Origin of the sequence: Candidatus Sulfotelmatobacter sp. (genome assembly GCA_035498555.1) — a bacterium.
GTDB lineage: Bacteria > Eisenbacteria > RBG-16-71-46 > RBG-16-71-46 > RBG-16-71-46 > DATKAB01.
This window is the reverse complement of the sequence record DATKAB010000053.1, coordinates 59901-83404: the sequence shown is the minus strand read 5'-3', so window position 1 is coordinate 83404 and position 23504 is coordinate 59901. Positions and strand designations below refer to the sequence as shown.

Sequence of the window (23504 nt, the reverse complement as noted above, 5' to 3'; positions counted from 1 at the left end):
GCCGGCCTCGATTGTCCCATGATGTGTCGAAGACTCAGTGAGTGGCTCCCGTGCTGCTGCGGAGCGCCAGCTCCTGCAGAACGGCCGATGTCAGATCCAGCGTCTTGTCCGCGTAAATGATGATGCCGCTCGCCGCGTCCAGCACCAGATCCAGCTGACGATCGGCTGCCAGCTTCTCGACCACCGAGCGAATCTGTCCGATGACTTCCTGAGTGGCCCGCTCGTTCTCCTGCGAAGCGCGACCCTGCGGCCCCCAGGTGTCCTGCACGAACTTCTCGTAATCGCTGATCGCCCGCTGCAGCGCTTCTTCCTTTTCCTGGCGTTTGGTGGCCGAGAGAATCGGACCCTGATCCCGGACCTCGGCCCGCAGCTGGTCCACGACCTTCTGCTTCTCGTCGGCCTCGCTGCGCCATCCCTGAACCTGCCGCTCGAAGCTCGCCTGCGCTTCCTGGGCGGCCTTGTACTCCTGGAAGATCCGAGACGAGTCAATATAGCCGATCTTCAGGTCCGAGGCGGCGGGCGACCGGGACGCCGAGAACGCCAGCGCCACGACCGCCACCAGCGCCGGCCCGAGAATCGGATGGAGACGCGAGCGCACGGGAGTCGTCACGTCAGAAGTTGACGTTTCCGAGCAGGAAGTGGCCCACGGCTTTGGGGTGATCGTCTCGATTGAATCCATATCCGTAGTCGAAGCCGATGTTGCCGAGCAGCGGGATCTCGAGGCGGAAGCCGATGCCGGCACCCATCTTGAGGTCGAACGGCTTGATCTCACTGAACAGATCCCAGGTGTTTCCCGCGTCGAAGAAGAACACACCGTGCAGCGGATTCACAATGGGGAACTGCTGCTCGACCGTATAGCTGGTGAAGAAGCGCCCACCGGGGTAGCGCACCGTGGAATTGGTGTAGCCGAGGGTGTCGCTGCGCGCCACCCCGAGACTGTCGATCACGATGCCAAGAATCGGGGTTCGCACCCGCTGGATGAACTTTTCCGGCACCACCATGTAGTCGTCGTAGCCGCGCAGCGGGTCGATGGTCGAGCCGCCGCCGAGCCGGAAGCGTTCGTATTCGGGCACCGGCTGCAGGCTGCTGAGTCCGAATTCGCCCAGCCATCCGGCACGCGCCCGCATCATGGTGGTGATGCCGCGCAGGATCGAAGGCATGTAGAGCCGCCCCTCGACCCGCTGCTTCTGGAAGTTCACGTTGCCCAGAAACGGACCGCCCGCCAGTTCGCTGCTGAGGGCGAGACGCGTGCCGCGCTTCGGGTACATCGGGTTGTCGGTGGTGTTGCGGAGAAAGTCGAATTCCATGCTGCTGGTGGTGGCCTGCTCGCCCCACTTGGTGCCGGTCAGCGCGAGTCGGTTCGCGTCGCTGAGCGTGCCGAGCGAGTCGAGCGTGACGCCTTCCAGGCGATACGTGATCGAGCCGCGCGAGTAGTCGGGCCAGGGGAGCGGCCGGCCGATCCGAACCGAGCCGCCGACGCGCTTCTCGCGATAGAGATCCTGATTGGTGGCGGTGTTGAACGCCGAGATGCCGAGCAGGGTCGGGGTGTCGTGGAACCACGGCTCGGTGAAACTCAGGAAATAGTTGTTGCTGGTCGCGCCCCGCTCCAGGTGCAGCTGCAGGCTCTGGCCGTTGCCGAGCACGTTGTTGTGACCCAGCTCGACGAACCCGGTGACGCCGGTCGCGCTGGTGTAGCCCGCACCCGCCGACGCGGTGCCGACCTGTTTCTCCTTCACCTTGAGCAGCACATCGACGTCGCTGGTCTCGGTCGGGCCGAAATCGATCGCCACGTCCTCGAAGATGCCGAGTCGCATGATGTCGTCCCGCGTCCGCATCAACGCCGATCGCCGGAAGCGATCGCCCTCGTGGATGTCGATCTCGCGACGGATCACTTTCTCGCGGGTCGCCTTGTTGCCGGAGATCACCACGTAGCGAACATTGGACGGATCGCCCTCGGTGATGTGAAAGGTGATGTCCACCAGCGAGTCGCGCAGGCTTTCCTGAGGTTCGATCTGGACGTACAGATAGCCGTGCTCGGCGTAGCTGCCGAACGCCTCGCCGCGCGCTCGGTCGATCTTGCTGGCGTCGTAGAGATCGCCGCTCTTGGGCTGCGGCACCTTGGCCAGGTCGGCCGGACCGATGACCTTGTTACCCTCCCAGCGCACGTTGCCGATGAAATACGGACGCCCCTCTTCGATCTTCACGTGCAGGATCAGGCGCCTGGGCTCGCTGCCCGGCAACAGCTCGTGCCCGGCCACGCGCATGTCCCGGTAGCCGTGGTCGTGATACCAGGTCTCGAGCTTCTCCTTGTCCTGCATCAGGTCTTCCTCTTTGACCTCGCCGCCGCCGAAGAAGCCCTTCTGGTGAGTCTTCATGTTCTTGCGCAGCCGCGCCTCGTTGAAGGCCGAGATCCCCTCGAAGGTGATGCGTTCGATCCTGACCTTCTCGCCCTCGCGAATCACGAATCGAAGGGCGAGCTGTCCCGGCCCGACGGTGGTGTCGGTCACCGCGTCGATCGCGGCCTGGGCGTAACCGTCGTCGCGATAGAGCTTGAGCAGCGTGTCCACCTGGCTGCGGGTCTGGACCGGCGAGTAACTCTCACCGACGTGGAGGAAGAGCTTCTTCTTCAGATCGTCTTCGCTCTTCTTGCGCTGACCGGTGAACTCGATCCTGGAGATCCTTCGCCGCTCGGCGACGTGGATCACGAGGTTCATGGTGTCGCCCTGCAGGTCCTTGTCGACCCACACGTCCTCGAACACGCCGAGCGCGAACAGCTTGCGCATGCCGCGGCGCACCGCATCCTCGCTGTAGCGCGTGCCGGGCACCACCTCGAACGAACGGATGATGCGCGTGGTGTCGGTGATGGTGTTGCCGACCACCGTGATCGCGCCGACCACCGGCGGCTCGGCGTCGGAGCGCTCCGGCGCCGGCGACTGTGCGGTCGCCGGCGCCGAGAGGAGCGTGAGGAGGAGCGGTAGGACCGCGCTAACGACCCGGGACCGCAGGAGCGGGAGCCTCCGCAGGTTTCTGGGCGGCAGCGGGCTCGAAGGCGAGCTCGTCGCTGCGGCGCTCCACGCAGATGCCGGCGCCGCCAGGAAGCTGCCCGCGCAGGATGAATTCCGCGAGCGGATCCTCCAGCAGTCGCTGAATGGCCCGCTTGAGGGGGCGCGCTCCCAGCGCCGGGTCGAACCCCTTGTCGATGAGGAGCTCGATCGCCTCGGGTTGAATCTCGAGTTGAATCTCTTGTGCACGCAGTCGCTCCTTGACCTGACCCAAGAGGATCTGAACGATGTTGGCCATGTCCTCGCGGCTGAGCGCGTGGAACACGATCACGTCGTCGACCCGGTTGAGGAACTCCGGATTGAAGGTGCGCTTGAGTTCGTCCTGGACGGTGCTCTTGATCGCCGCGAACTGCTGAGCGCCGGCCGCCGCCTGTTTGAAGCCCAGGTTGCGCGCGCCCGTGACGATCTGCCGGCCGCCCAGATTCGAAGTCATGATGATGACGGTGTTCTTGAAGTCCACGCGCCGACGGGAGCTGTCGGTGAGGACGCCGTCATCCAGCACCTGCAAGAGCACATTGAATACGTCGGGATGCGCCTTCTCGATCTCGTCGAGCAGCACCACCGAATAGGGCTTACGGCGCACCTTCTCGGTGAGTTGCCCGCCCTCCTCATACCCCACGTAGCCCGGCGGTGCTCCCACCAGGCGCGAAACCGAGAATTTCTCCATGTACTCCGACATGTCAATCCGAATGAGCGCGTCTTCGTCATCGAAAAGAAAAGCCGCGAGCGCCCGCGCCAGCTCGGTCTTGCCCACGCCGGTGGGACCCAGGAAGATGAACGAACCGATTGGACGCTTGGGATCGCGCAGGCCGACTCGATTGCGGCGCACCGCGCGGGACACGGCCGCGACCGCTTCGGCCTGCCCCACCACGCGCCTGCCGAGTTCGTCCTCCATGCGCAGGAGCTTTTGAGTTTCCTCCTCGGCCAGCTTCACGACCGGGATCCCGGTCATCACCGAGAGCACCGAGGCGATCAGCTCTTCGTCGACCTGAACTTCCTTGTCGCGCTTGGACTCCGACCACGACTTCTTGAGCTCGTTGCGGCGCGCGCGCAGCTCCTTCTCGCGGTCGCGCAGCCGGGCGGCCTTCTCGTACTCCTGGCCACGGATCGCCGATTCCTTCTCCTTGATGACCTCCTCGAGCTTCTTCTCGAGCTCGTGGATCTCGGAGGGCACGGTGCTCACCGACAGGCGCGCGCGCGCGCACGCCTCGTCGATCACGTCGATGGCCTTGTCCGGGAAGAACCGGTCGTTCATGTAGCGATCGGCGAGCTTGACCGCCTGGACCACCGCGCTATCAGTGATCTTGACACCGTGGTGCGCCTCGTACTTGTCGCGCAGCCCGTTCAGGATCGCGATCGTGTCCTGAATGCTCGGCTGGTCCACCATCACCGGCTGGAAGCGGCGCTCGAGCGCGCCGTCCTTCTCGATGTACTTGCGGTACTCGTCGAGGGTGGTGGCGCCGATGCACTGGAGCTCGCCGCGTGCCAGAGCCGGCTTGAGCATGTTGCTCGCGTCGATCGCGCCCTCCGCGCCGCCCGCGCCGACGATGGTGTGCAGCTCGTCGATGAAGATCACGGTGTCCTTCGATTCCCGGATCTCGTTCATCACCGTCTTCAGGCGCTCTTCGAACTGACCGCGATACTTGGTGCCGGCCACCACCGCCGCCAGGTCGAGCGTGACGATGCGCTTGTTCTTGAGGCTCTCCGGCACCTGCGCCGAGACGATCCGCTGCGCCAGCCCCTCGGCGATCGCGGTCTTGCCGACGCCCGGCTCGCCGATCAGCACCGGATTGTTCTTCTTGCGACGCGATAGCACCTGGATGACGCGCTCGATCTCCTTGTCGCGGCCGATCACCGGATCCAGCTTGCCCTCGCGCGCCAGCTGGGTGAGGTCGCGACCGAACTGATTGAGGGCCGGGGTCTCCGGACGCTCCTCGCGCTCGGCACTGCTGCTCGAAGACGGCGTGCCGCCCAGGAGCTTCAGGGTCTCTTCGCGCACGCGCTTGCGGTCCACGCCCAGCTCGAGCAGCACCTTGGCGGCTACGCCTTCGCCTTCGCGAATCAGCCCCAGCAACAGGTGCTCGGTGCCGACGTAGTTGTGACCCAGCGATCGAGCTTCCTCGACGGCCAGCTCCAGCACGCGCTTCGCGCGCGGCGTGAAGGGGATCTCGCCAATGGTCATGGTGCCGCCGGAGGCGCTCACCATGTTCTCGACTTCCTGGCGAATGCGATCGAGATCGAGCCCCAGATTGTTCAGCACGGTGGCCGCGATGCCCTCGCCCTCGCGAATCACACCCAGCAACAGATGCTCGGTGCCGATGTAGTCGTGCTGGAGCCTCGCCGCTTCCTCGCGCGCGAGGTAGATGACCTTTCGCACCCGCTCCGTGAATTTGTCATGCATGGCGTTGCTCTCGTTCCCTGGAGGGGAGCCCGCGGCCACCGACCGGTGGTCGCCGCTCCCACGCCTGTAGTTTTCGGCTTCGCTATTCGCGATTCGGCCGGCGCCGGCGCGGCTCTTCCCGCTCCGCGGCCGCCAGCCTCTCGCGCACCACATCCGCGCGCACCACGTTGCGCTCGGCCGGCTGAAGCTGCCCGCCATGAGCGCGCTGGAGGTGCGCAGGCTGCGTGATCACCAGCAATTCATTGAGCACTCCGAGCGGGCAGAGGCCGTTCAGGCCCAGGGCCACGCCGAAGCGCACCGCCGAACACAAATTGATGACTTCGCGGGTCTGAATGGAGCGACAATGACGCAGCGTGCCGTAGGCCCGCCACACCTTGTCCTCCACCTGGACTCGCGCATCCCGCATCATACGCTCGCGCGCCTTTTCCTCCCAGCCGATGATCTGGCGGGTCACGCGATCGAGTTGCTCGATGGAATCGTGTTCGCCGCGACCGAGGGTGGTCTGATTCGAGATCTGGAACAGATTGCCCATCACCTCGCTGTGCTCGCCGTACAGGCCGCGCACGTTGAGCCCCACCTGCGCCACGCTCTTCAAGACCCGCTGGATCTCCTCGAGCAGCACCAGCGCCGGCAGGTGGATGAGCACCGAGGCACGCAGTCCGGTGCCGGCGTTGGTCGGGCACGAGGTGAGATAGCCGATCTCTTCCGAGAACGCGTAGTCGAGACCCTGCTCGAGCTCGTCGTCGGCGTCGTCGGCCAGCGACCAGGCCTCCGCCAGCTGGAACCCGGCGGCCATCGATTGAAGCCGCAGGTGATCCTCCTCGTTGATCATCAGCGACAGGCGCTGGTCCGAACCGATCAGGATTCCACGCGGGCGCACGCCGTCGCCCAGCTCGTGACTGACCAGGTGGCGCTCGACCAGGATCTGCCGCTCGACCGGCTCCAGCTCGTTCATGCGCAGCATCAGCCCGCCTTCGAACGATGCGGCGCGCTGAGCCGCGCCGGTCACGCTCATCATCACGCCCTGGAGCTGCTCGTCGCGGGCGCGATGCGTGAACGGCACGCTCTGCAGATTGCGGGCGAGGCGCATGCGCGTCGACAGCACCATCTCGGCGTGCGGGCCATCGCCGGAGAGCCAGGGGCTCGGTCGCGACAGCAGGTCGCCGAAGTCGGCGGGCGGATTGGGACGCTCCGCGCTCACGAGCGCCCCTCCGCCGGATCGGTCGTCACCTGCGCTTCGCGCTCCAGGCGGCGAATCTCGTCGCGAATGCTGGCGGCGCGTTCGAAGTCCTCGCGCTCGACGGCGCGTTGCAGCTCGTCGTGAAGGCGCTGGATCTGCCGGGTGCGGGTGGCGCCGGCATGATCGCGCGCCGGCTTCTTGCCCTTGTGGCGGGTGTCGCCGTGGATCCTGCGCAGCAGCGGCCGGAGCTGGAACTGGAAGGCGGCGTAACACTCGGCGCAGCCCAGGCGGCCGGTCTCCTTGAAGGCCGAATACAGCATGCCGCAGCGCGGGCACTGGACGTGCCCGACGCGCTCCTCCTCGGTCGAGGTCATGCCGTCCACCATGCCCGCCAGCAGGTCGGCGATGTCGAACTTGTGCTTCTTCGCCGAGGCGTGCATGCCCTTTTCCTCCGCGCAGCGATCGCACACGTGGATCTCGGACATCTTGTTGTCCTGGATCTCCGTGAAGTGCACGGTGGCCGGGCTCTTGCCGCAGATCTGACAGAGCATGAATCGATGATCCTCTATTCCATGGGACGCAGGCGGCCCGCTTCGAGCTTGAGCACTCGATCGGCGGCCGACGCCAGGCGTTCGTTGTGGGTGGCGATGACGAAAGTTTGATGTCGCTCGCGACAGAGGGTTGTCAGGAGCTGGTGGAGTTCCTGTGCGGTCTGGGAGTCGAGGTTTCCGCTGGGTTCGTCCGCCAGGACCAGATCCGGCGACGCCGCCAGCGCCCTCGCCACCGCCACGCGCTGGGCCTCGCCACCCGAGAGTTCGGCCGGGCGATGATCGCGCCAACCCGAGAGCGAGAGCACGCCGAGCAGCTCCCGGGCCCGCGCCCGGGCTTCGAGGGTGGACTGACCCGTCATCAGGAGTGGCATCATGACGTTCTCCTCGGCGCTGAACTCCGGCAGCAGATGGTGGAACTGGAACACGAATCCGATCCGCCGGGCCCGAATCCGGGCCAGCTCCGGGGCGGACAGTCCTTCCAGCCTGCGACCCTCCAACTCGACGGTGCCCGCGTCGGGCCGGTCAAGTGTCCCAAGAATGTTCAGCAGGGTGCTCTTGCCCGAACCCGAAGCTCCGACGATAGCCAGAAGCATGCCGCGCGTGACCTCGAGATCGAGCCCTCGCAGTACCTCGAGCACCTCGTGCCCGTGGCGGTAGCGTTTCTCGAGCCCGCGTGCCACCAGAACGGGAGTCGAGTCCGATACTGTCCTATTCACAGTGAGTTATCTCAATCGCCTGAGCCACGGCTTCACACCGGGCCGCGGATGGCTTCGACCGGGTCGAGTCGGGAGGCCCGCCAGGCGGGATAGAGGGCGGCGATCAGGCACAGGGACAGGGCGGCCAGAATCACGGCGGCGAAGTCGCCCCATTCTGGCCGAACCGGCAGGCGTTCGATGAAGTAGACGTCACCCGGAAGCTTCACGAACGGGTAGCGGCGCAGGATCTCGATGAGCGTCACCCCGAGCGTGGCGCCAAGGAAGGTGCCGGCAGCGCCGATCAGCAGTCCCTTCCAGAGGAACACGCGCAGCACCAGGCCGTCCGAGGCCCCGAGCGACTTGAGCACCCCGATGTCGCGGCGCTTCTCGAGCACCACCATGAACAGCGTGCTGACGATGTTGAAGGTCGCGACCACCACGATCAGAGCGAGGATCACGAACATCACCACCTTCTCGAGCTTCATCCAGGTGAACAGATTCCGATTGAGCTCGATCCAGTTGTTGCTGCGCAGATCGGGGCGATGCAGCGCCGCCAGGATCCGCGCCGCCATGCGCGGCGCGTCGAACATGTCGTCGAGCCGGATCTCGAGCCCGGTGACACCGTCCTGGTAGCCGAAGAAATCCTGAGCCGCCGGGAGCGAGGTGAAGCCGAAGCTCGAATCGTAGGTGTAGAGCCCCGAGGTGAAGATCCCGACCACCTGGAAGGCGCGCAATTTGGGAGCGAAACCCATCGCCGAGTTCCGGGCGCCGACCATCGAGACCAGCGTCACGCGCTGGCCGGGCCCGGTGCCGAGCCGGGCCGCGAGCTCCGAGCCCAGCACGATGCCGGGAGCGCCCCCGGGCGTCATGCGCGGAATCGAATCGAGCGGCGGCTCGATGTGCTTGCCGATGGTGGTGACGGTGCGTTCGGCGCGGAGATCCACACCCTTCACCACCAGGCCCTCGGTGAGGCCTTCATGGAAGACGATCGCCTTGGTGTAGACGAAGGGCGCGACGCCGGCGACCCCCGGAAGCTTCGCGACGCTGGCGGCCAGCGGATCGGCGTCCTTGACCGCCGCGGTGTTCTCCCCCAGCAGCACGACGTGGGCGTCGGTGCCGGCGATGCGGGTCTGGACCTCGCTCTCGAAGCCGTTCATCACCGCCAGCACGGTGAGCAACGCGGTGACCCCGACCGTAACCCCGCCGATCGAAATCCCGGTGAGCAGCGAGATGAATCCGCTCTGTCGCCGGGTGCGCAGATAGCGCCCGGCGATCCACAGGGAGAGTCTCACCGCGACGGCGCCTCGGAGGGTTCGGCCTCCTCTTCGTCGTGAGGCTCGGCGCGGCCCTCCTCGGGCCGGAGCTGCGGGAACAGGATCACATCGCGGATCGACCGCTGGTCGGTGACCAGCATGGCCAGCCGATCGATGCCGATGCCGACCCCGCCGGTCGGCGGCATGCCGTACTCGAGCGCGCGCAGGTAGTCGAGGTCCATGGGATGCGCCTCTTCGTCGCCGCTCGCGCGGCGCTGCGCCTGCGCCTCGAACGCGGCGCGCTGCGCTTCGGGGTCGTTCTGCTCGGAAAAGGCGTTGGCCAGCTCCATCCCGGCGATGAACAGCTCGAAGCGCTCGACCACTCCGGGCCGGGTGCGGCTCGGCCTCGCGAGCGGCGAGATCTCGATCGGGTGATCGATCACGAAGGTGGGGCGAACGAGCCCCGGCTGCACCAGTTCGCCGAACAGCTCGTCCAGCAGCCCGCCGGCGCCGGTGCCGGGACGCGCGCCGAGCCCGTGGCGCGCGGCGATCTGCTCGAGCCGCGAACGGTCGAGATCGTGGACCGGCTCCCCGACCTTCTCGCTCACCGCGTCCAGCATCGAGAGCCGCGGCCAGGGCGGCGTGAAGTCGAGCGTGCCGCCGTCGTGAGGAAGCACGGTCCCGCCCCGCACCCGGCGGATCGCGTCAGTGACGAGGGCCTCGGTCAGCGCCATCATGTCGTGGACGTCGGCGAACGCCTGGTAGTACTCGAGGATCGTGAACTCGGGGTTGTGCGAGCGATCCATGCCCTCGTTGCGGAAGTTGCGAGAGAACTCGAACACGCGATCGAGTCCGCCCACAATCAGGCGCTTGAGATAGAGCTCGTCGGAGATCCGCAGGTAGAGATCCATGTCGAGCGCGAGGTGGCGGGTCACGAATGGCCGCGCGAAAGCGCCGCCGTAGAGCGGCTGCAGCACCGGCGTCTCGACCTCCAGGTAGCCGTGCGCGGTCAGCCCGTCGCGCAGCGCGGCGATCATGGCGCTGCGCCGCCGAAACACCTCGCGCACCTCAAGGTTCATGAACAGGTCGGCGTAGCGCTGGCGGAAGCGGGTTTCGGGCTCGCGCAGCCCGTGCCACTTCTCGGGCAGCGGGCGCATGGACTTGGCCAGCAGTTCCAGCATGTCGACGCGCACCGTGATCTCGCCGGTACGGGTGCGGAACAGCGGGCCCTCCACCCCGATCCAGTCGCCGACGTCGAGCAGCTCGTATCGCGCGAACTGTTCGCCGAGCTGATCGGCGCGGAAGTAGAGCTGGATCCTGCCGGAGCGGTCGAGCAGGTGCGCGAATCCCGCCTTGCCGTGGCCGCGCAGCGCCATGACCCGGCCGGCGACGCGCACGCGCTCGCCCGGCTCGGAGGTCACCGCCTCGCCGCGCGCCAGACACTGCGCGGCGTCGTGCGTGACGTCGAAACGATAGGCATAGGGCGGCACGCCCAGAGCCCGCCAGCGCTCGAGCTTCTCCTGCCTCTGCCGCATCAATTCGGCGAGCGACATTCGGCTAGACCCTTTCGGGGAAGGGAAGCGGGCGGTGGATCTCTTCGAGACTCAGTTTGCTCGCCCCGGGATCCACCGTGACCGGATACCTGCCGGTGAAGCAGGCGCGGCAGAACTGCTGGCCGTCCTGCTCGCAGGCCAGCAGTCCCTCGAGCGAGAGATAGCCGATCGAATCGGCGCCCAGGAACTCGCGGATCTCCTCGGGAGTCTTGAGCGCGGCGATCAGCTCGCGCCGACTCGGCGTGTCGATCCCGTAGAAGCAGGGATGCGTCACCGGCGGAGAACCCACCCGGAAGTGCACGGCTTCGGCGCCGTTCCGCCGCAGCATGCGCACCAGCTTGCGCGAGGTGGTGCCACGCACGATCGAATCGTCCACCAGCACCACGCGCTTCCCGGCCAGCACCTCACGCACCGGATTGAACTTCACGCGAACGCTCGAGTCGCGGCCGGCCTGCTGCGGCTGGATGAAGGTGCGACCGACGTAGTGATTGCGGATCAGGCCGAGCTCGAAGGGGATGCCGGTGGCTTCGCTGTAGCCGAGCGCGATCGAATTGCTCGAGTCGGGCACCGCGATCACCACGTCGCCGGCGGCCGGGTGCTCGCGCGCCAGCTGGTGTCCGATGCGGCGCCGCACCCGATCCACGGTGACGCCGAACACCCGGCTGTCGGGGCGCGAGAAGTAGATGTGCTCGAACACGCACTGGCGCAGCGGCTCCTGGGGTTCGAAGGGCCGGATCGAGCGCATGCCGTGCGGATCGATCCGCACCAGCTCGCCGGCAGCGACGTCGCGCACGTAGTCGGCCGCAACCAGATCGAGCGCGCAGGTCTCGCTCGCGACCACATAGCCATCGCCCAGCCTGCCGATGCACAGCGGCCGGAATCCGTGCGGGTCGCGCAGCGCGAACACCGCCTCGCGCGTCAGCACGACCAGCGAATAGGCGCCGCGCACCTGCTTCGCGGCCTCGATCAACGCCACCTGGGGATCGTCCGATCCCGACAGCGCCATCAGGTGCAGGAAGATCTCGGTGTCGAGCGTGGTCTGGAAGATCGAGCCGGCCGACTCGAGCGAACGCCGCAGCTCGCTCGAATTGACCAGATTGCCGTTGTGAGCGAGGGCCAGCGGCCCGCCGCGATAGACCACCATCAGCGGCTGGGTGTTCTCGCGGGTCAGCGCCCCGGTCGTGGAATAGCGGTTGTGCCCGATGCCCATCGAGCCGGGGAGCCGCGCGACCTCGGCATCGCCGAACACGTCGGAAACCAGCCCCAGACCCCGGTGCGCGTGGAACTCGCCGCGCTCATCGCAGGCCACGATGCCGGCCGATTCCTGGCCGCGATGCTGAAGCGCGTGGAGCCCCAGGCACACCACCTCCGCCGCGCGCGGTACGCCCACCGCCGCGAAAACCCCGCATTCCTCGCGCCAGACCTTGTCCGGCGACCAGCCGCGGTTCATCGTCTCCCCTTTCGCGCGCGCTCCGGCCGGGCCTGATCCAGCCAGGGCACCGGCACCGTGGCCGAAGCGAGCTCGCGATCCTGCGAATGGGGATTGCAGAGCAACCCGTGATGACGGTCGCGCAGCTCGACCAGCTCGCCGAGCAGCGCGGTCGCCGTCTCGGCGGATTCCGGCGTCACCAGCCACACCGTGGCCTCGCGAACTTGCACCGGATCACCCGTGACATGACGCCACCAGCGCTCCGCCGCGGCGCGACGCTCCCCTCCGCGCTCGCGGATCAGCACCAGGCGTTCCTCGGCGGAGCCCGGCGTGAGGTCGGCCGTCGACTGGCGCAGGAACACGCGCTCCTTGTGAGGGTTGTAGAACTGCGTGGATTCATGAAGCCGTTCGCCCACATCCCATCCTTCCTTCAGCGGTCCGGTGATTTCCATCAGCCGCATGCGCCGCAGCGAGCGCAGCCGAAGCGACGCCGGGAGCGTGCGGCGTGCGACCTCGAGCGCCGACAGCGCCTCGGGATCGTCGGCGATCGGCTCGATCCACGCCTGGACCGTGCGTGACGGCCTCGCCTCCCGCGTTACTCCTGCCGGTCCCGTCCTCGCCGTCATGCGCGCTCCAGATACTGACGCAGTCCCTCGAACAGAGCCAGCCCGGGCCCCCGGGCATCCGCGTCGGGAGAGCCGCTGCCGGCCCACGCATCGTAGCGTTCCCCCCACGCGCCGCCGACCTCGCGGCCCAGGCCGCCGAGATCCTGGGCGCGCTCGGGGTGCGGCATCAGCGCCAGCACGTTGCCGCGGCGGTTGCAGACGGCCGCGATCGCGTGAGGAGAGCCGTTGGGATTGTCCGGGAAATCGTCGGCGAGCCCGCCGTCGGCCGAGGCGTAGCGGAGCGGCACCTGTCCACCGCGCAGTAGCGCCGCGAGCCGCTCGGGGCTCCGCGACGCGAAGCGTCCTTCGCCGTGAGCGACCGGCATCGCCAGAACGGTTCCCGGCTCGAGCGAGCGCGTGAACACGCAGGGGCTCTCCTCGACGCGCAGGTGGATCCAGCGGGCGTAGTAACCCACCCGATGTTTCATGCGGTTGCGCGCCAGCGCCAGCTCGACCGGCCCCTCGCTCGGCACCAGGCCGGCCTCGACCAGCACCTGAGCGCCGTTGCAGATGCCGAGCACCGGTTTGCCGCGCGCGGCTTCCTCGGCCAGTACCTCGAGGCTCGCCTCCTTGGCCGCCAGCGCGCCGGCGCGCACGCGATCCTGATAGGCGAAACCTCCGGGCAGCACGAATGCCTGATAGTCGCGCAGGCGATCCGCCGGCAGCGACCACGGATGCACCTGGGCGGAAAGTCCCACGCGCTCGAGCGCGCGCACGCTTTCCGCTTCGCAGTTGGTGCCGGGAATCTGCACCACCGCCACGCGTGCGCTCACAGCGACTCCTCGTTCCACAGCCGCGGCAGGGCGCGATGCACCGCGGCCTCGAGCTCGTCGCGGCTCCATGCCTCGCGCCCGCCCTCCGGCAGCCGAACGCGCAGGCGGCCGTGCGCCGCGACGCTCCCCAGCGGCCAGGCCAGCAGCGAGCGTTCGCGCGCCGCCTGGAAGAGGCGCGTGGCGCGTTCGGGGCGCACGGCGAACACGATGCCCGGCTGCTCGCTGAACAGCGCGGGCAGCGGCTCCGCCTCGAGCGAGCCGAAATCCACGTCGCCGCCCAGCGCTCGATCCGCGGGGCCGGCCAGCATCATCTCGACCAGCGCGACCAGCAGCCCGCCATCCGACACGTCGTGTGCGGCGCTCACCCAGCGGCCCTCGGCGGCGCGCACCGCCAGCTCCTGCAGCCGCGCCTCGCGTTCGAGATCGAGCGAGGGCGGCGCGCCGCCCTTGTGGCCCAGCAGCTCGCGCGCGAAGCTCGAGCCGCTGAGATCGTCGCGCGGTTCCCCAACGAACACCAGGAAGTCTCCCGGACGCCGCCAGCCCTGGCCGACCGCGTGCGCGACGCTCGAGAGCACACCCGCGCACATCACGATCGGCGAGGCCGGAATCGCCCGATCGCCCGACTGGTTGTAGAGGCTGACATTGCCGCTCACGTAGGGCAGCGGATGGCCCGCGGCGGCCAGGCCGCCGAGCTTCTCGGCCGCCACCGCCAGTCCTTCGAGCGTCGCCTCCAAATCGCCCATCACTTCCGGATTCTCGGGATGTCCGAAGTTGAGGCAGTCGGTGAGCGCCCACGGCCGCCCGCCCACGCACGCGACGTTGCGGGCCGCCTCGGCGACCGCATGGCGCGCCCCGAGCTCGGGATCGCTCCCGCACCAGAACGGATTGCCTCCCACCGCGACCGCGACGCCGAGCGCGCGATCGGGGGCGACCCGGATTACCGCGGCATCCCCTTCACCGGGGCGAAGCCAGGTGCGGCCCTGCACCTCGCTGTCGTAGTGGCGGAACAGGTATTCGCGCGAGCCGAGGTGGACGCCGCGCAGCAGGCGCAGCAGCGCGCCGCGCACCGCCGGCCCGCGTCGGCGCGGCAAGCGCGGGCGCCGCGGCGCGCGCCGCCGGGCCGGGCGCTGCACCCGGCGTCCGGTGGTGATGGCTTCCACCGCGCAGTCCACCAGCGGCTCGCCGCGCCAGGTCACCCGGTAGCGTCCGTCGTCGGTGGCGACCCCGATCTCGCGCGCGCCGGCGCCCGGGAACATGCGCGGAAGATCGAACTCGCGGTTGTAGAGATCGCACAGCTCGGCGGCGAAGCTCTGCGGCACCACCCAGCAATAGCGCTCCTGCGTCTCGGCGCACAGCAGCACTTCAGGCGGAAGCCGGCGCCCCACCACGTGAACCTCGTCGAGGCGAATGTGAGCGCCGCGGCCGCCGGCGGCGGCGAGCTCGCTGGTCGCGCAGGCCACCCCGCCCGCGCCGAGATCCTTGAACCCGACCGGGATGCCACGCGAGCGGATGCGCTGGAAGGCGGCGTCGTTGGCGACGTGCAATACGCGCTTCAGAAACGGATCGGGGAGCTGGACGGCGCCGCGCTGATCGCTCTGGCCCAGCTCGCCGGAGGCGAACGAGGCGCCGCCAAAGCCACTCTCGTCGGTGGGCTTGCCGATCAGCACGAAGCTCCACGGCCCGGGACCCTCGGGAACCCGGCTGCGCAGCACGCCGTCGCGCGGCGCCAGTCCGAGCGCCATGACGTTGACCAGGCAGTTCCGGTCGAAGCCGCCGTCGAACACTACGTCGCCACCCAGATTCGGGACGCCGAGCGCGTTGCCGTAGTCGGCGATGCCCTGCACCGCACCCCGCACCACGTCGCGCACGTGAACCTCGCCGCGCGGATCGCCGAAGCGCAACGAATCGAGCACGCCGATGACCTGGGCGCCCATGCAGCCAACGTCCCGGACGATGCCCCCGACGCCGGTCGCCGCGCCTTCCACCGGCAGCACCTGGCTGGGGTGATTGTGGCTCTCGTGCGCCAGCACCAGCGCCAGGTCCTCGCAGGGCGCGGGCAGCGCCACCACGCCGGCGTCCTCGCCCGGCCCGAGGATCACCTGCGGCGCCTGAGTGGGCAGCCGTCGCAGCAGGTGCCGCGTGGACTTGTAGGAACAGTGTTCGCTCCACAGGATTCCGAACAGCACCGCCTCCGCCCAGCTCGGGGCGCGGCCGAGCAGGCTCGAGAGCAGCACCACTTCCTCGGGCTCGAGGCGAACCCCGCGCCCCTGGAGTCGCGCCGATACCGCCGCCGGGTCGCGCGCCTCCTCGAGTGTCCACCCGTGACTCTCGAGCCCGAGCGTCATCGCGGGGCCGCGGCGCGCGCGTAGAGCGCATCGAGGTGGCGGAAGAACGGTTCGAACGTGAAGCACGCTTCCAGTTCTTCGCTCGAGAGCCGCGCACGCACCGCGGGGTCGCGCGACAACGCCTCGCGGAACGCCGGGCCGCCATCCAGCGCGGCCAGCGCGTGTTGCTGCACGATTCGATAGGCTTCGTCGCGCGGCAGGCCGTGATCGGTGAGCGCCAGCAGCACGCGCTGCGAATACACCAGGCCGCCGCCGGCCTCGAGATTGGCGCGCATCCGCCGCTCGTCCACCACCAGCCGAGACAGGATGTCGTCGAGCTCGGCGAGCATGAAGTCCACCACCTCGAAGGCATCGGGAAGGATCACGCGCTCGGCCGACGAGTGGCTGATGTCGCGCTCGTGCCAGAGCGGCTGATTCTCGAATCCCACCATGGCGTACCCGCGCACCAGACGGGCCAGCCCGGCGATGCGCTCGCTGCGCACCGGATTCCTCTTGTGCGGCATCGCCGATGAGCCCTTCTGTCCCGCTCCGAACGGCTCCGCCGCCTCGCGCACTTCCGAGCGCTGCAGGTGGCGGATCTCGGTGGCGATCTTCTCGAGCGTACCGGCCAGCACCGCGAACGTCGCCAGCAACGCCGCATGACGATCGCGCTGCACCACCTGATTCGCAACCGGCTCGGGCTCGAGCCCGAGCTTGGCCAACGCCTGCTCCTCGATCGCGGGCTCGAGATGGGCGAGGGTGCCGACCGCGCCCGAAAACTTGCCGACTGCGAGGTCGCGCGCCGCCGCGCCGAGCCGGCGCTCGGAGCGGCCCAGCTCTTCGCTCCACACCAGGCACTTGAGTCCGAAACTGATCGGCTCGGCGTGGATGCCGTGGGTACGCCCCGCCATCGCGGTGTGGCGATGGCGCTGAGCCAGATTCCAGCAGGTGCCGCGCAACGCCGCGAGCCCGCTCGAGACCTGCCGTGATGCCTCCTGGAGCTGGAGGGCGAGCGCGGTGTCCACCAGATCCGACGACGTGAGCCCGGCGTGGAGGTGGCGCGCTCCATCGCCCGCGGATTCGGCGAGCATGGTGAGGAACGCGATGACGTCGTGATGGACTTCGGCTTCGATCGCCTGCATGCGGGCCGCGTCGAGACGCGCGCGCGCGCGGATCCCGGCGACGGTGCCGGCCGGGACCTCGCCGCGCGTCTCGCGAACGCCGGTGACCGCGAGCTCGACCTCGAGCCAGAGCTCGAGCCGGTGCGCGTCGGTCCAGATCCGGCGCATCTCGGGCCGCGAATAGCGTTCGATCACCTGTCGTCTCCGGGCAACTCGGCGAGCACCACCTTGAGATCCAGGCGCTTGCCGCGACGCTCCACCCACAGGTCGAGCGTGTCGCCGACCTGCAGCCCGTAGATGCCGCGCTGCGCGTCCTCGATGTCGTCCACCACCACCCCGTTGACGCGGCGCACGCGATCGCTCACCTCAACTCCCGCCTGGTCGGCCGGCCCGCCCTTGGTGACCCGCGTCACCACTACCCCCGAATCGTCGTCCCAGCCGAGACGCTGCGCCAGCTCGGGCGTGACGGCCTGGATCTGCATTCCGGGCCACGCGGTACGCACCCGGCCGTACTTCTCGACCTCGCTCAACACCTGCCGGGCGAGATCGATCGGGATCGCGAAGCCGATGCCGAGCGAACCTCCGCCGCGCGTGAAGATGAACGTGTTGATGCCGATCACTTCGCCGTCGGCATTCACCAGCGGGCCGCCGCTGTTGCCGGGATTGATGGCGGCGTCGGTCTGAATCATGTTCTTGTAGACGCCGGTGTCGGTCGCTTCCGACTTGATGTCGCGTCGCGTCGCGCTGATGACGCCCGCGGTCACGGTGGGCTGCGGATCGTTGAGCAGGTAGCCAAACGGATTGCCGATCGCGATCGCCCATTCGCCGACCACCAGCCGGTCACTGTCGCCGAGCGGCGCGACCGGCAGCCTGGCGGCCTCGACCTTCACCACCGCCAGGTCGTAAATCGAGGAACTGCCCAGCACCTTGCCGGGCAGCTGGCGGCCATCGGCCAGGCTCACGGTGATCTGCTCGGCATCGCGGACCACGTGCTCGTTGGTCAGCACCAGCCCCTTCGGATCCACGATCACGCCCGAACCCAGGCTGGGAATCCGCTGGCGCTGCTCGACGTAGGGAGCGAAGCGATCCCAGAACTCGTCGTGGAACATGCCGCCGAACGGGTCGGCGCGCACCACGCGCGTCGAGATCACGTTGACCGTCACCACCGCCGGGCTCACGCGTTGCGCCGCGGTCACGATCGCGGTGCGGCGCGACGCCGGAATGCTCGCGACCTCGCCGGAGTCGGCCCGGGTCGGCAGCGGAGGCAGCAGGCACGCCAGCGACAGCAGCGCCGCGGGGGCTCGCAGAGCTCGGAATCGGCGCGTGTCTTTCATTCCGCGGCTCCCCGGGATCCGTAGAAGACTTCCTCGAGGCACAATCCCTGGGGCGGCGCGGTGACTCCGGCGCGCGCGCGATCGCGAGCCTCGAGCACCGCGCGCATCTCGCCGGCGGGATCGGAAGTCGTGGACGCCGCCAGCGCCGTGCCGACCAGCGTGCGCACCATGTGATAGAGAAAGTGATCCGCGACCACGTCGAGTCGCAGGCCACCTTCCCAGCGCGTCCAGCGCGCGCGATCGATGCGGCATTCCAGGTTTCGCGACGGGCTTCCCGACGACTCGAATGAGCGGCAATCGTGACGACCCTCCAGCGCCCGTGTGGCCCGGTCGAGCGCCGGGGCGTCGACGGGTACCCCGGGCTGCCAGGCGAAGCGGCTCCACAGGACGTCCTCACGATCGAGCAGTCGGTAGGCGTAGCGCCGGCCGGTGGCGTCATGGCGCGCGTGGAAACCCTCTTCCCGATCCTCGGCGCGAATCACGCGAACGTCCTCCGGCAGCTCGCGGTCGAGCACCGGGGCGAAGGCGCGCGCCGGCAGCCGGGACGAAGTCGCGAAGGAGGCGCTCTGGCCGCGCGCGTGCACCCCGGCGTCGGTGCGTCCGGCACCCGCCACTTCGACCCGCTCCGACAGCACATGGGAGAGGGCTTCTTCCAGCACCCCCTGAACCGTGCGCTGGCCCGGCTGGCGCTGCCATCCATGGAATTCCGTTCCGTCGTAGGCCAGCACGATGCGCACGATCCTCACGTTCCGTGGGACGCTATCGCCACAGGAGTCCCACTCCCGCCACGGCCAGTCCGGCGCCGCGCCACAGCCAGCCCGCGGCCGGCGTGCGCGTCACCTGCTTCATGCGATAGTGGCGAGCCTCGAGCGCGAGCGCCACCTGATCGGCGCGCTCGAGCGACGCCACCAGCGCCGGCACCGCCACTGCGCGGGCGCGAGTCACACGCTCCGCCAGCGAGCGCGGCGGGCGGCCGGCCCGCAGGGTCTGGAGCTTCGAGATGCGTCGCGCCTCCTCGGCCAGCAGCGGCGCGAAGCGCAGCGCGAGCTCGATGGTGGCGCGCGCGCGCCGCACCGGCACGCGCAGGGACTCGAGCCAGCGAAGCCGCGAGGCCAGCTCGTCCACCGCCCGCTCGCCCGGCCACGCGGCGCGAAGGCCGTGAAGCGCGACCGCGGCGCCGGTGAGCCGAAGCGCGAACAGCAACCCCTGGCGGAGACCTTCGAGCGTCGCCGGCGCGCCGAATACGCGCGGCCACGGCAGCGTCGCCCCGGCCACCAGGTAGGTGTTGAGGAGAATCGCGATGCCGGCCGCGATCAGCAGCGCCCGCCACCAACCCCATGACGGCCGCACGGCCCCGGCGGCGATCGCGGCGCCCGTCGAGAGCGCGAGGCAGCCCACTCCCACCGCGACGTGGGCCGCCACCAGCGATCCGAGCAGCGAGCCCAGCAGCAGCGGGGCGATCTGGCGCCGCGCGTGCTCGGAAGATCTCATCGGCGCGTCGCCGCTTCGCGATCGAGCAGGGCTTCGGCAATCTGGACCGCGTTGAGCGCGGCCCCCTTGCGAAGATTGTCCGAGGCCACGAAGAACTCGAGCGCTCGCGGCTCGGAGAGATCCCGGCGCACCCGTCCCACCAGCACCGCGTCGCGCCCGGCCGCCTGGAGCGGGGTCGGATACCGTCCGCGCGCCGGATCGTCGACGACTTCGAGGCCCGGGAACGTGCGCCACGCCGCCCGCGCTTCGTCCGGGCTGATGGGGCGGGCGAACACGGCATGCACGGCGGCGCTGTGGCCGACCCGCACCGGCACGCGCACCGCGGTCGCGCTCACCTTGAGGTCCGGCAGATTGAGGATCTTTCTCGACTCCCAGACGATCTTCATTTCCTCGCGCGTGTAGCCGTTGTCCTCGAAGGTCGAGATGTGCGGCACGACGTTGAACGCGAACGGCGGCTCGCCGCCCGAACGGAGCGGCGGAGTTCCGGTGAGGCCGGCCTGTACGCCGCTCTCCAGCTCCTCGATCGCGCGACTGCCGGCACCGGACACCGCCTGATAGGTGGCCACCCACAAACGCTCGAGCGGCACCACCGTGGCCAGCGGCGCCAGCGCCAGCGCGATCGCGACCGTCGAGCAGTTGGGATTCGCGACCAGCTCGGGAAGCGGGTCCAGCAACCGGCCGTTGATTTCCGGCACCACCAGCGGGATCTCGTCCCGATAGCGAAACGCGCTGCTGTTGTCCACGACCCTCGCCCCGGCGCGAACCGCCTCGGGGGCCCAGCGCTCGCTCACCGGGTTGCCGGCCGCGAACAGCACCAGATCGAGCCCCGAGAACGCGCCCTCGTCGAGCGTGCGCACCGGCACGGGCTGGCCGCGGAAGGTGAGGTGCCGGCCCGCGGAGCGGGGGCTCGCGAAGAGGCTCAATGCGGCGATGGGAAGATGGCGCTCTTCCAGCAGCGCCAGCATGGTGCGCCCCACGAGGCCGGTGGCGCCGACGATGCCCAGTCGCCGGCTCATTCGCTTGGGCGCTCGATGCGCACGAACGACTCCGCGTAAGGTGTGGAGTGGTACCGCGGTGAGCGCGCATGTTAGGAGGGGATCTTGCGGACTGTCAACGCGCCCCGTCAGGAGCGGATCTTGCGGACTGTCAGCGCGCCCCGGCCGGCCTGAACCATCAGGATCAGCGTGAACGCGCCGCACAAGAGCCCCGGCCAGTCGCCAAAGCGCGTGTAGGGCGTGGGTGGACCCGAAGGCGCGATCGGGCCTTCCACGACCGCCGGAACGAACGCGCCCGCCGCGCGAATCACGCGCCCGCGGCCGTCGATCAGCCACGACAGCCCGGTGTTGGCGCAGCGCGCCACGGCGACGTGATTCTCGACCGCGCGGAACACCGCCATCGCCGCGTGCTGTTCGAGCGCGGCGCTCAGGCCGAACCACTCGTCGTTGGTGATGTTGACCAGCCAGCGCGCGCCGGCGCGCACCGATTCTCGCGAGAGGTCGGGGAAGATCGATTCGAAACAGATCAGACAGGCGAACGGTCCGGCCGCGGAGCGAAACAGCACCACTCGGGTCCCCGGCGTCCACTCGGCCTGGCCGAGATCCAGCTTGCCGAGCGCCGGAACCAGCCACTGGAACGGCATGCGCTCGCCGAAGGGAACCAGATGGCGCTTGGCGTAGACCTCGCCCAGCGAACCGTCGGTCGCGAACAGCCCGGCGGCGTTGAACTGGCGCGCGCGGCCCAGCGAGTCATAGGCGTAGTCGGCGAACCCGCTGAAGACCGGCACACCGACTCGCGCTGCGAAGTCGGTCACCAGCAGGCACTGATCGAGGCGCTTGCGCATCCAGCTGCCGGTCGCGGTTTCGGGCCACACGATCAGAACCGGACGCGGCTCGCGCGAGGCGGCGGAATCGGAGAGGGCGAGAAAGGTGCCGAAGATCTCGCGATCGTGGCCTCCCGCCCACTTGATCTCGCCGGGAATGTTGCCCTGGATGAGCGCCACCGTCGGCCCCTGATCGGCGGGCGCCGCGCGCAGCACGCGCGAACCCCAGGCAAACGGCAACGCCAGCGCGAGCACGGCGCCGATCGCCGCGCGCAGCCGAGCGGTGCCCGCGATCGCGCGCCAGATCAGCACGTTCAGCACCAGCACCCACAGCGTCACCAGCGTGACGCCGCCGAGGCTGGCCATCTGGATCACGGGCGTGAGCGACCATTGCGTATAACCGGGCTGGAACCAGGGGAAACCGAGCTCGCCCGAGCCGCGCAATTCCTCGACACAGATCATCACCGGCGGCACGATCAGCGCGAGCGGCAGGCGAGTGTGGCGCGCCAGCCAGCCGGAGAGGAAGGTGGCGAGCATCGGAAACAGGGCCAGGTAGGCGGCGGCCGCGACCCAGGCGGGATACTTGAGCCACGGCACGGTGATCGCGACCGTGCTGAGGCGCGCGATCCAATGAGTGCCGATCAGGTAGAAGACGAAGCCGAAGACGTAGCCCGGCCCGAGGAAGCTCCGCGCTCCGCTTCCCGATTTCAGCCGGCGATCGAGCGCCGAGAGGAGCGGAACGAATCCGATCCAGGCGAGCGCGCCGAGACGGAACGGCAGGAACGCCGCGCCCAGCAGCAGCCCGGCGAGCGCGCCGAGCGCGAGGCTCCGACGATCAGCCGAGCCGGACCTCCTTCTCCTGCTCCGCCGAACGATAGACCGCGTCGAGCAGCTCCATCACCGGCACGATCTCCTCGGCGTCCCCCATCGGCTTCGCCGATTTCCGCAGGACCTCGGCGAAGTGAGAGAGCTGTGCCTCGATCGAGATCTTGTACTGGTTGCGCGAGGTCTCCATGGTCGGGGTGACGTTGACCAGGGTCCCGTGCATGCCGCGGTGGAGCCGGAAGGGATTGAGCAGCGCCGCGCCTCCGGAGCCGAACAGGTTGAGATAGGCGAAGTCCTTCTCCATCAGCAGTCCCCAGGTCAACTCGAGCGTGAGCGTGGCGCCCGACTCGAGGCGGAAGAAGGCGGTCGCGCTGTCCTCGACTTCCCCCTTGCGCGAGCGATGAACGCTGGCGGTCACCGCCTGAACCCTGGGCCCGCCCAGCACCCACAGCGAGAGGTCGAGCATCTGGAAGCCGAGGTCCAGCACCACGCCGCCGCCGCTCTCGCGCTTCTGGGCGCGCCATTCGTCCGAGTCCCACTCGGCGCGCTGGCGGAGCCAGCCGGCCTTGGCGAAGAACACCGAGCCGAGGTCGCCCTTCTCCACGAATTTCTTGAGCAGCTGGGCGTCGGGGCGGAACCGATGCTGGACGCAGCACATCAGCACGCGGTCGGCCTTCTTGGCGGCCTTCAGCATCCCGGCGGCCTCCTGCGCGCTTCTGGCCAGCGGCCGCTCGCACAGCACGTGCTTCTCGGCCTCGAGGGCGGCCGTTCCAATCGGCGCGTGGAGGTAGTTGGGAGTGCAGATGTCGACCGCGTCGACTTCCTCGTCGGTCAGCAGATCGTCCACCCGCGAGTGCACGCGCGGCACCTGAAATTTCTGGGCCACGCGCGCCGCCTTCTCGGGATCGCGATCGCAAAGCGCCACCAGCTCGACGCCCTCGATCTTCTTCCACGCCGGTATGTGGTTGATCTGCGCGGCGGCACCCACCCCCACGAGTCCGATGCGCAAGGCCTTTCGCGCCACGAAG

At 68.8% G+C, this 23504-nt stretch carries 19 protein-coding genes; all 19 read right to left on the bottom strand.

Going from position 1 to position 23504, the window contains the following annotated elements; translation table 11 throughout:
• Nucleotides 1-34: 34 nt before the first annotated feature.
• Complete coding sequence (locus VMJ70_04885; protein ID HTO90445.1) at nt 35-610, bottom strand: OmpH family outer membrane protein; 576 nt, start codon at nt 608-610, stop codon at nt 35-37.
• Between the two features lies 1 nt (nt 611).
• Nucleotides 612-2897 (bottom strand): outer membrane protein assembly factor BamA, encoded by a 2286-nt coding sequence (bamA, locus tag VMJ70_04880; GenBank protein HTO90444.1) that lies wholly within the window; start codon nt 2895-2897, stop codon nt 612-614.
• Between the two features lie 88 nt (nt 2898-2985).
• The gene (locus tag VMJ70_04875; GenBank protein HTO90443.1) at nt 2986-5463 is read right to left on the bottom strand and encodes an ATP-dependent Clp protease ATP-binding subunit; all 2478 of its coding nucleotides are present in this window, start codon (nt 5461-5463) and stop codon (nt 2986-2988) included.
• A gap of 82 nt (nt 5464-5545) precedes the next feature.
• Nucleotides 5546-6664, bottom strand: coding sequence for a protein arginine kinase (locus VMJ70_04870; protein ID HTO90442.1), 1119 nt, complete (start codon nt 6662-6664; stop codon nt 5546-5548).
• Nucleotides 6661-7194 carry a UvrB/UvrC motif-containing protein gene (locus VMJ70_04865; protein ID HTO90441.1) on the bottom strand — a complete coding sequence of 178 codons (534 nt, stop codon included), beginning with the start codon at nt 7192-7194 and terminating at the stop codon, nt 6661-6663. Before VMJ70_04865 ends, VMJ70_04870 begins: the two co-directional genes overlap by 4 nt.
• 14 nt (nt 7195-7208) lie before the next feature.
• Nucleotides 7209-7910, bottom strand: coding sequence for an ABC transporter ATP-binding protein (locus VMJ70_04860; GenBank protein ID HTO90440.1), 702 nt, complete (start codon nt 7908-7910; stop codon nt 7209-7211).
• Between the two features lie 32 nt (nt 7911-7942).
• Nucleotides 7943-9181, bottom strand: coding sequence for an FtsX-like permease family protein (locus VMJ70_04855; GenBank protein HTO90439.1), 1239 nt, complete (start codon nt 9179-9181; stop codon nt 7943-7945).
• Nucleotides 9178-10695 carry a lysine--tRNA ligase gene (lysS, locus tag VMJ70_04850; protein HTO90438.1) on the bottom strand — a complete coding sequence of 506 codons (1518 nt, stop codon included), beginning with the start codon at nt 10693-10695 and terminating at the stop codon, nt 9178-9180. Before lysS ends, VMJ70_04855 begins: the two co-directional genes overlap by 4 nt.
• 4 nt (nt 10696-10699) lie before the next feature.
• On the bottom strand, nt 10700-12145 hold the full coding sequence (gene purF / locus VMJ70_04845; GenBank protein HTO90437.1) for an amidophosphoribosyltransferase: 1446 nt from the start codon (nt 12143-12145) through the stop codon (nt 10700-10702).
• Entirely contained in the window at nt 12142-12750 is a 609-nt protein-coding gene (locus tag VMJ70_04840) for a hypothetical protein (protein HTO90436.1), read from the bottom strand. The genes purF and VMJ70_04840 overlap by 4 nt, the downstream gene beginning before the upstream one ends.
• Nucleotides 12747-13562 carry a phosphoribosylformylglycinamidine synthase I gene (purQ, locus tag VMJ70_04835; GenBank protein HTO90435.1) on the bottom strand — a complete coding sequence of 272 codons (816 nt, stop codon included), beginning with the start codon at nt 13560-13562 and terminating at the stop codon, nt 12747-12749. The genes VMJ70_04840 and purQ overlap by 4 nt, the downstream gene beginning before the upstream one ends.
• A complete protein-coding gene (gene purL / locus VMJ70_04830) occupies nt 13559-15907 on the bottom strand; it encodes a phosphoribosylformylglycinamidine synthase subunit PurL (GenBank protein ID HTO90434.1) in 2349 nt (782 codons plus the stop codon). The genes purQ and purL overlap by 4 nt, the downstream gene beginning before the upstream one ends.
• Entirely contained in the window at nt 15904-17202 is a 1299-nt protein-coding gene (purB, locus tag VMJ70_04825) for an adenylosuccinate lyase (GenBank protein ID HTO90433.1), read from the bottom strand. The genes purL and purB overlap by 4 nt, the downstream gene beginning before the upstream one ends.
• The gene (locus VMJ70_04820) at nt 17199-18341 is read right to left on the bottom strand and encodes a trypsin-like peptidase domain-containing protein (protein HTO90432.1); all 1143 of its coding nucleotides are present in this window, start codon (nt 18339-18341) and stop codon (nt 17199-17201) included. The genes purB and VMJ70_04820 overlap by 4 nt, the downstream gene beginning before the upstream one ends.
• On the bottom strand, nt 18338-19087 hold the full coding sequence (gene truA / locus VMJ70_04815; protein ID HTO90431.1) for a tRNA pseudouridine(38-40) synthase TruA: 750 nt from the start codon (nt 19085-19087) through the stop codon (nt 18338-18340). Before truA ends, VMJ70_04820 begins: the two co-directional genes overlap by 4 nt.
• Before the next feature lie 13 nt (nt 19088-19100).
• On the bottom strand, nt 19101-19832 hold the full coding sequence (locus tag VMJ70_04810) for an energy-coupling factor transporter transmembrane component T (protein ID HTO90430.1): 732 nt from the start codon (nt 19830-19832) through the stop codon (nt 19101-19103).
• Nucleotides 19829-20848 carry an aspartate-semialdehyde dehydrogenase gene (locus VMJ70_04805; GenBank protein HTO90429.1) on the bottom strand — a complete coding sequence of 340 codons (1020 nt, stop codon included), beginning with the start codon at nt 20846-20848 and terminating at the stop codon, nt 19829-19831. Before VMJ70_04805 ends, VMJ70_04810 begins: the two co-directional genes overlap by 4 nt.
• A 107-nt stretch (nt 20849-20955) precedes the next feature.
• Nucleotides 20956-22446 carry an apolipoprotein N-acyltransferase gene (lnt, locus tag VMJ70_04800; protein ID HTO90428.1) on the bottom strand — a complete coding sequence of 497 codons (1491 nt, stop codon included), beginning with the start codon at nt 22444-22446 and terminating at the stop codon, nt 20956-20958.
• Nucleotides 22447-22486: 40 nt separating this feature from the next.
• The gene (locus VMJ70_04795) at nt 22487-23500 is read right to left on the bottom strand and encodes a Gfo/Idh/MocA family oxidoreductase (GenBank protein ID HTO90427.1); all 1014 of its coding nucleotides are present in this window, start codon (nt 23498-23500) and stop codon (nt 22487-22489) included.
• Nucleotides 23501-23504: the final 4 nt, after the last annotated feature.

Bases quoted from the DNA above. Each gene is read 5' to 3' on its own strand.
- purL (HTO90434.1), bottom strand. From the start codon at position 15,907: ATGACGCTCGGGCTCGAGAGTCACGGGTGGACACTCGAGGAGGCGCGC.
- VMJ70_04865 (HTO90441.1), bottom strand. From the start codon at position 7,194: ATGCTCTGTCAGATCTGCGGCAAGAGCCCGGCCACCGTGCACTTCACG.
- VMJ70_04810 (HTO90430.1), bottom strand. From the start codon at position 19,832: ATGAGATCTTCCGAGCACGCGCGGCGCCAGATCGCCCCGCTGCTGCTG.
- purF (HTO90437.1), bottom strand. From the start codon at position 12,145: ATGAACCGCGGCTGGTCGCCGGACAAGGTCTGGCGCGAGGAATGCGGG.
- VMJ70_04875 (HTO90443.1), bottom strand. From the start codon at position 5,463: ATGCATGACAAATTCACGGAGCGGGTGCGAAAGGTCATCTACCTCGCG.
- VMJ70_04820 (HTO90432.1), bottom strand. From the start codon at position 18,341: ATGAAAGACACGCGCCGATTCCGAGCTCTGCGAGCCCCCGCGGCGCTG.
- lysS (HTO90438.1), bottom strand. From the start codon at position 10,695: ATGTCGCTCGCCGAATTGATGCGGCAGAGGCAGGAGAAGCTCGAGCGC.
- VMJ70_04840 (HTO90436.1), bottom strand. From the start codon at position 12,750: ATGACGGCGAGGACGGGACCGGCAGGAGTAACGCGGGAGGCGAGGCCG.
- VMJ70_04805 (HTO90429.1), bottom strand. From the start codon at position 20,848: ATGAGCCGGCGACTGGGCATCGTCGGCGCCACCGGCCTCGTGGGGCGC.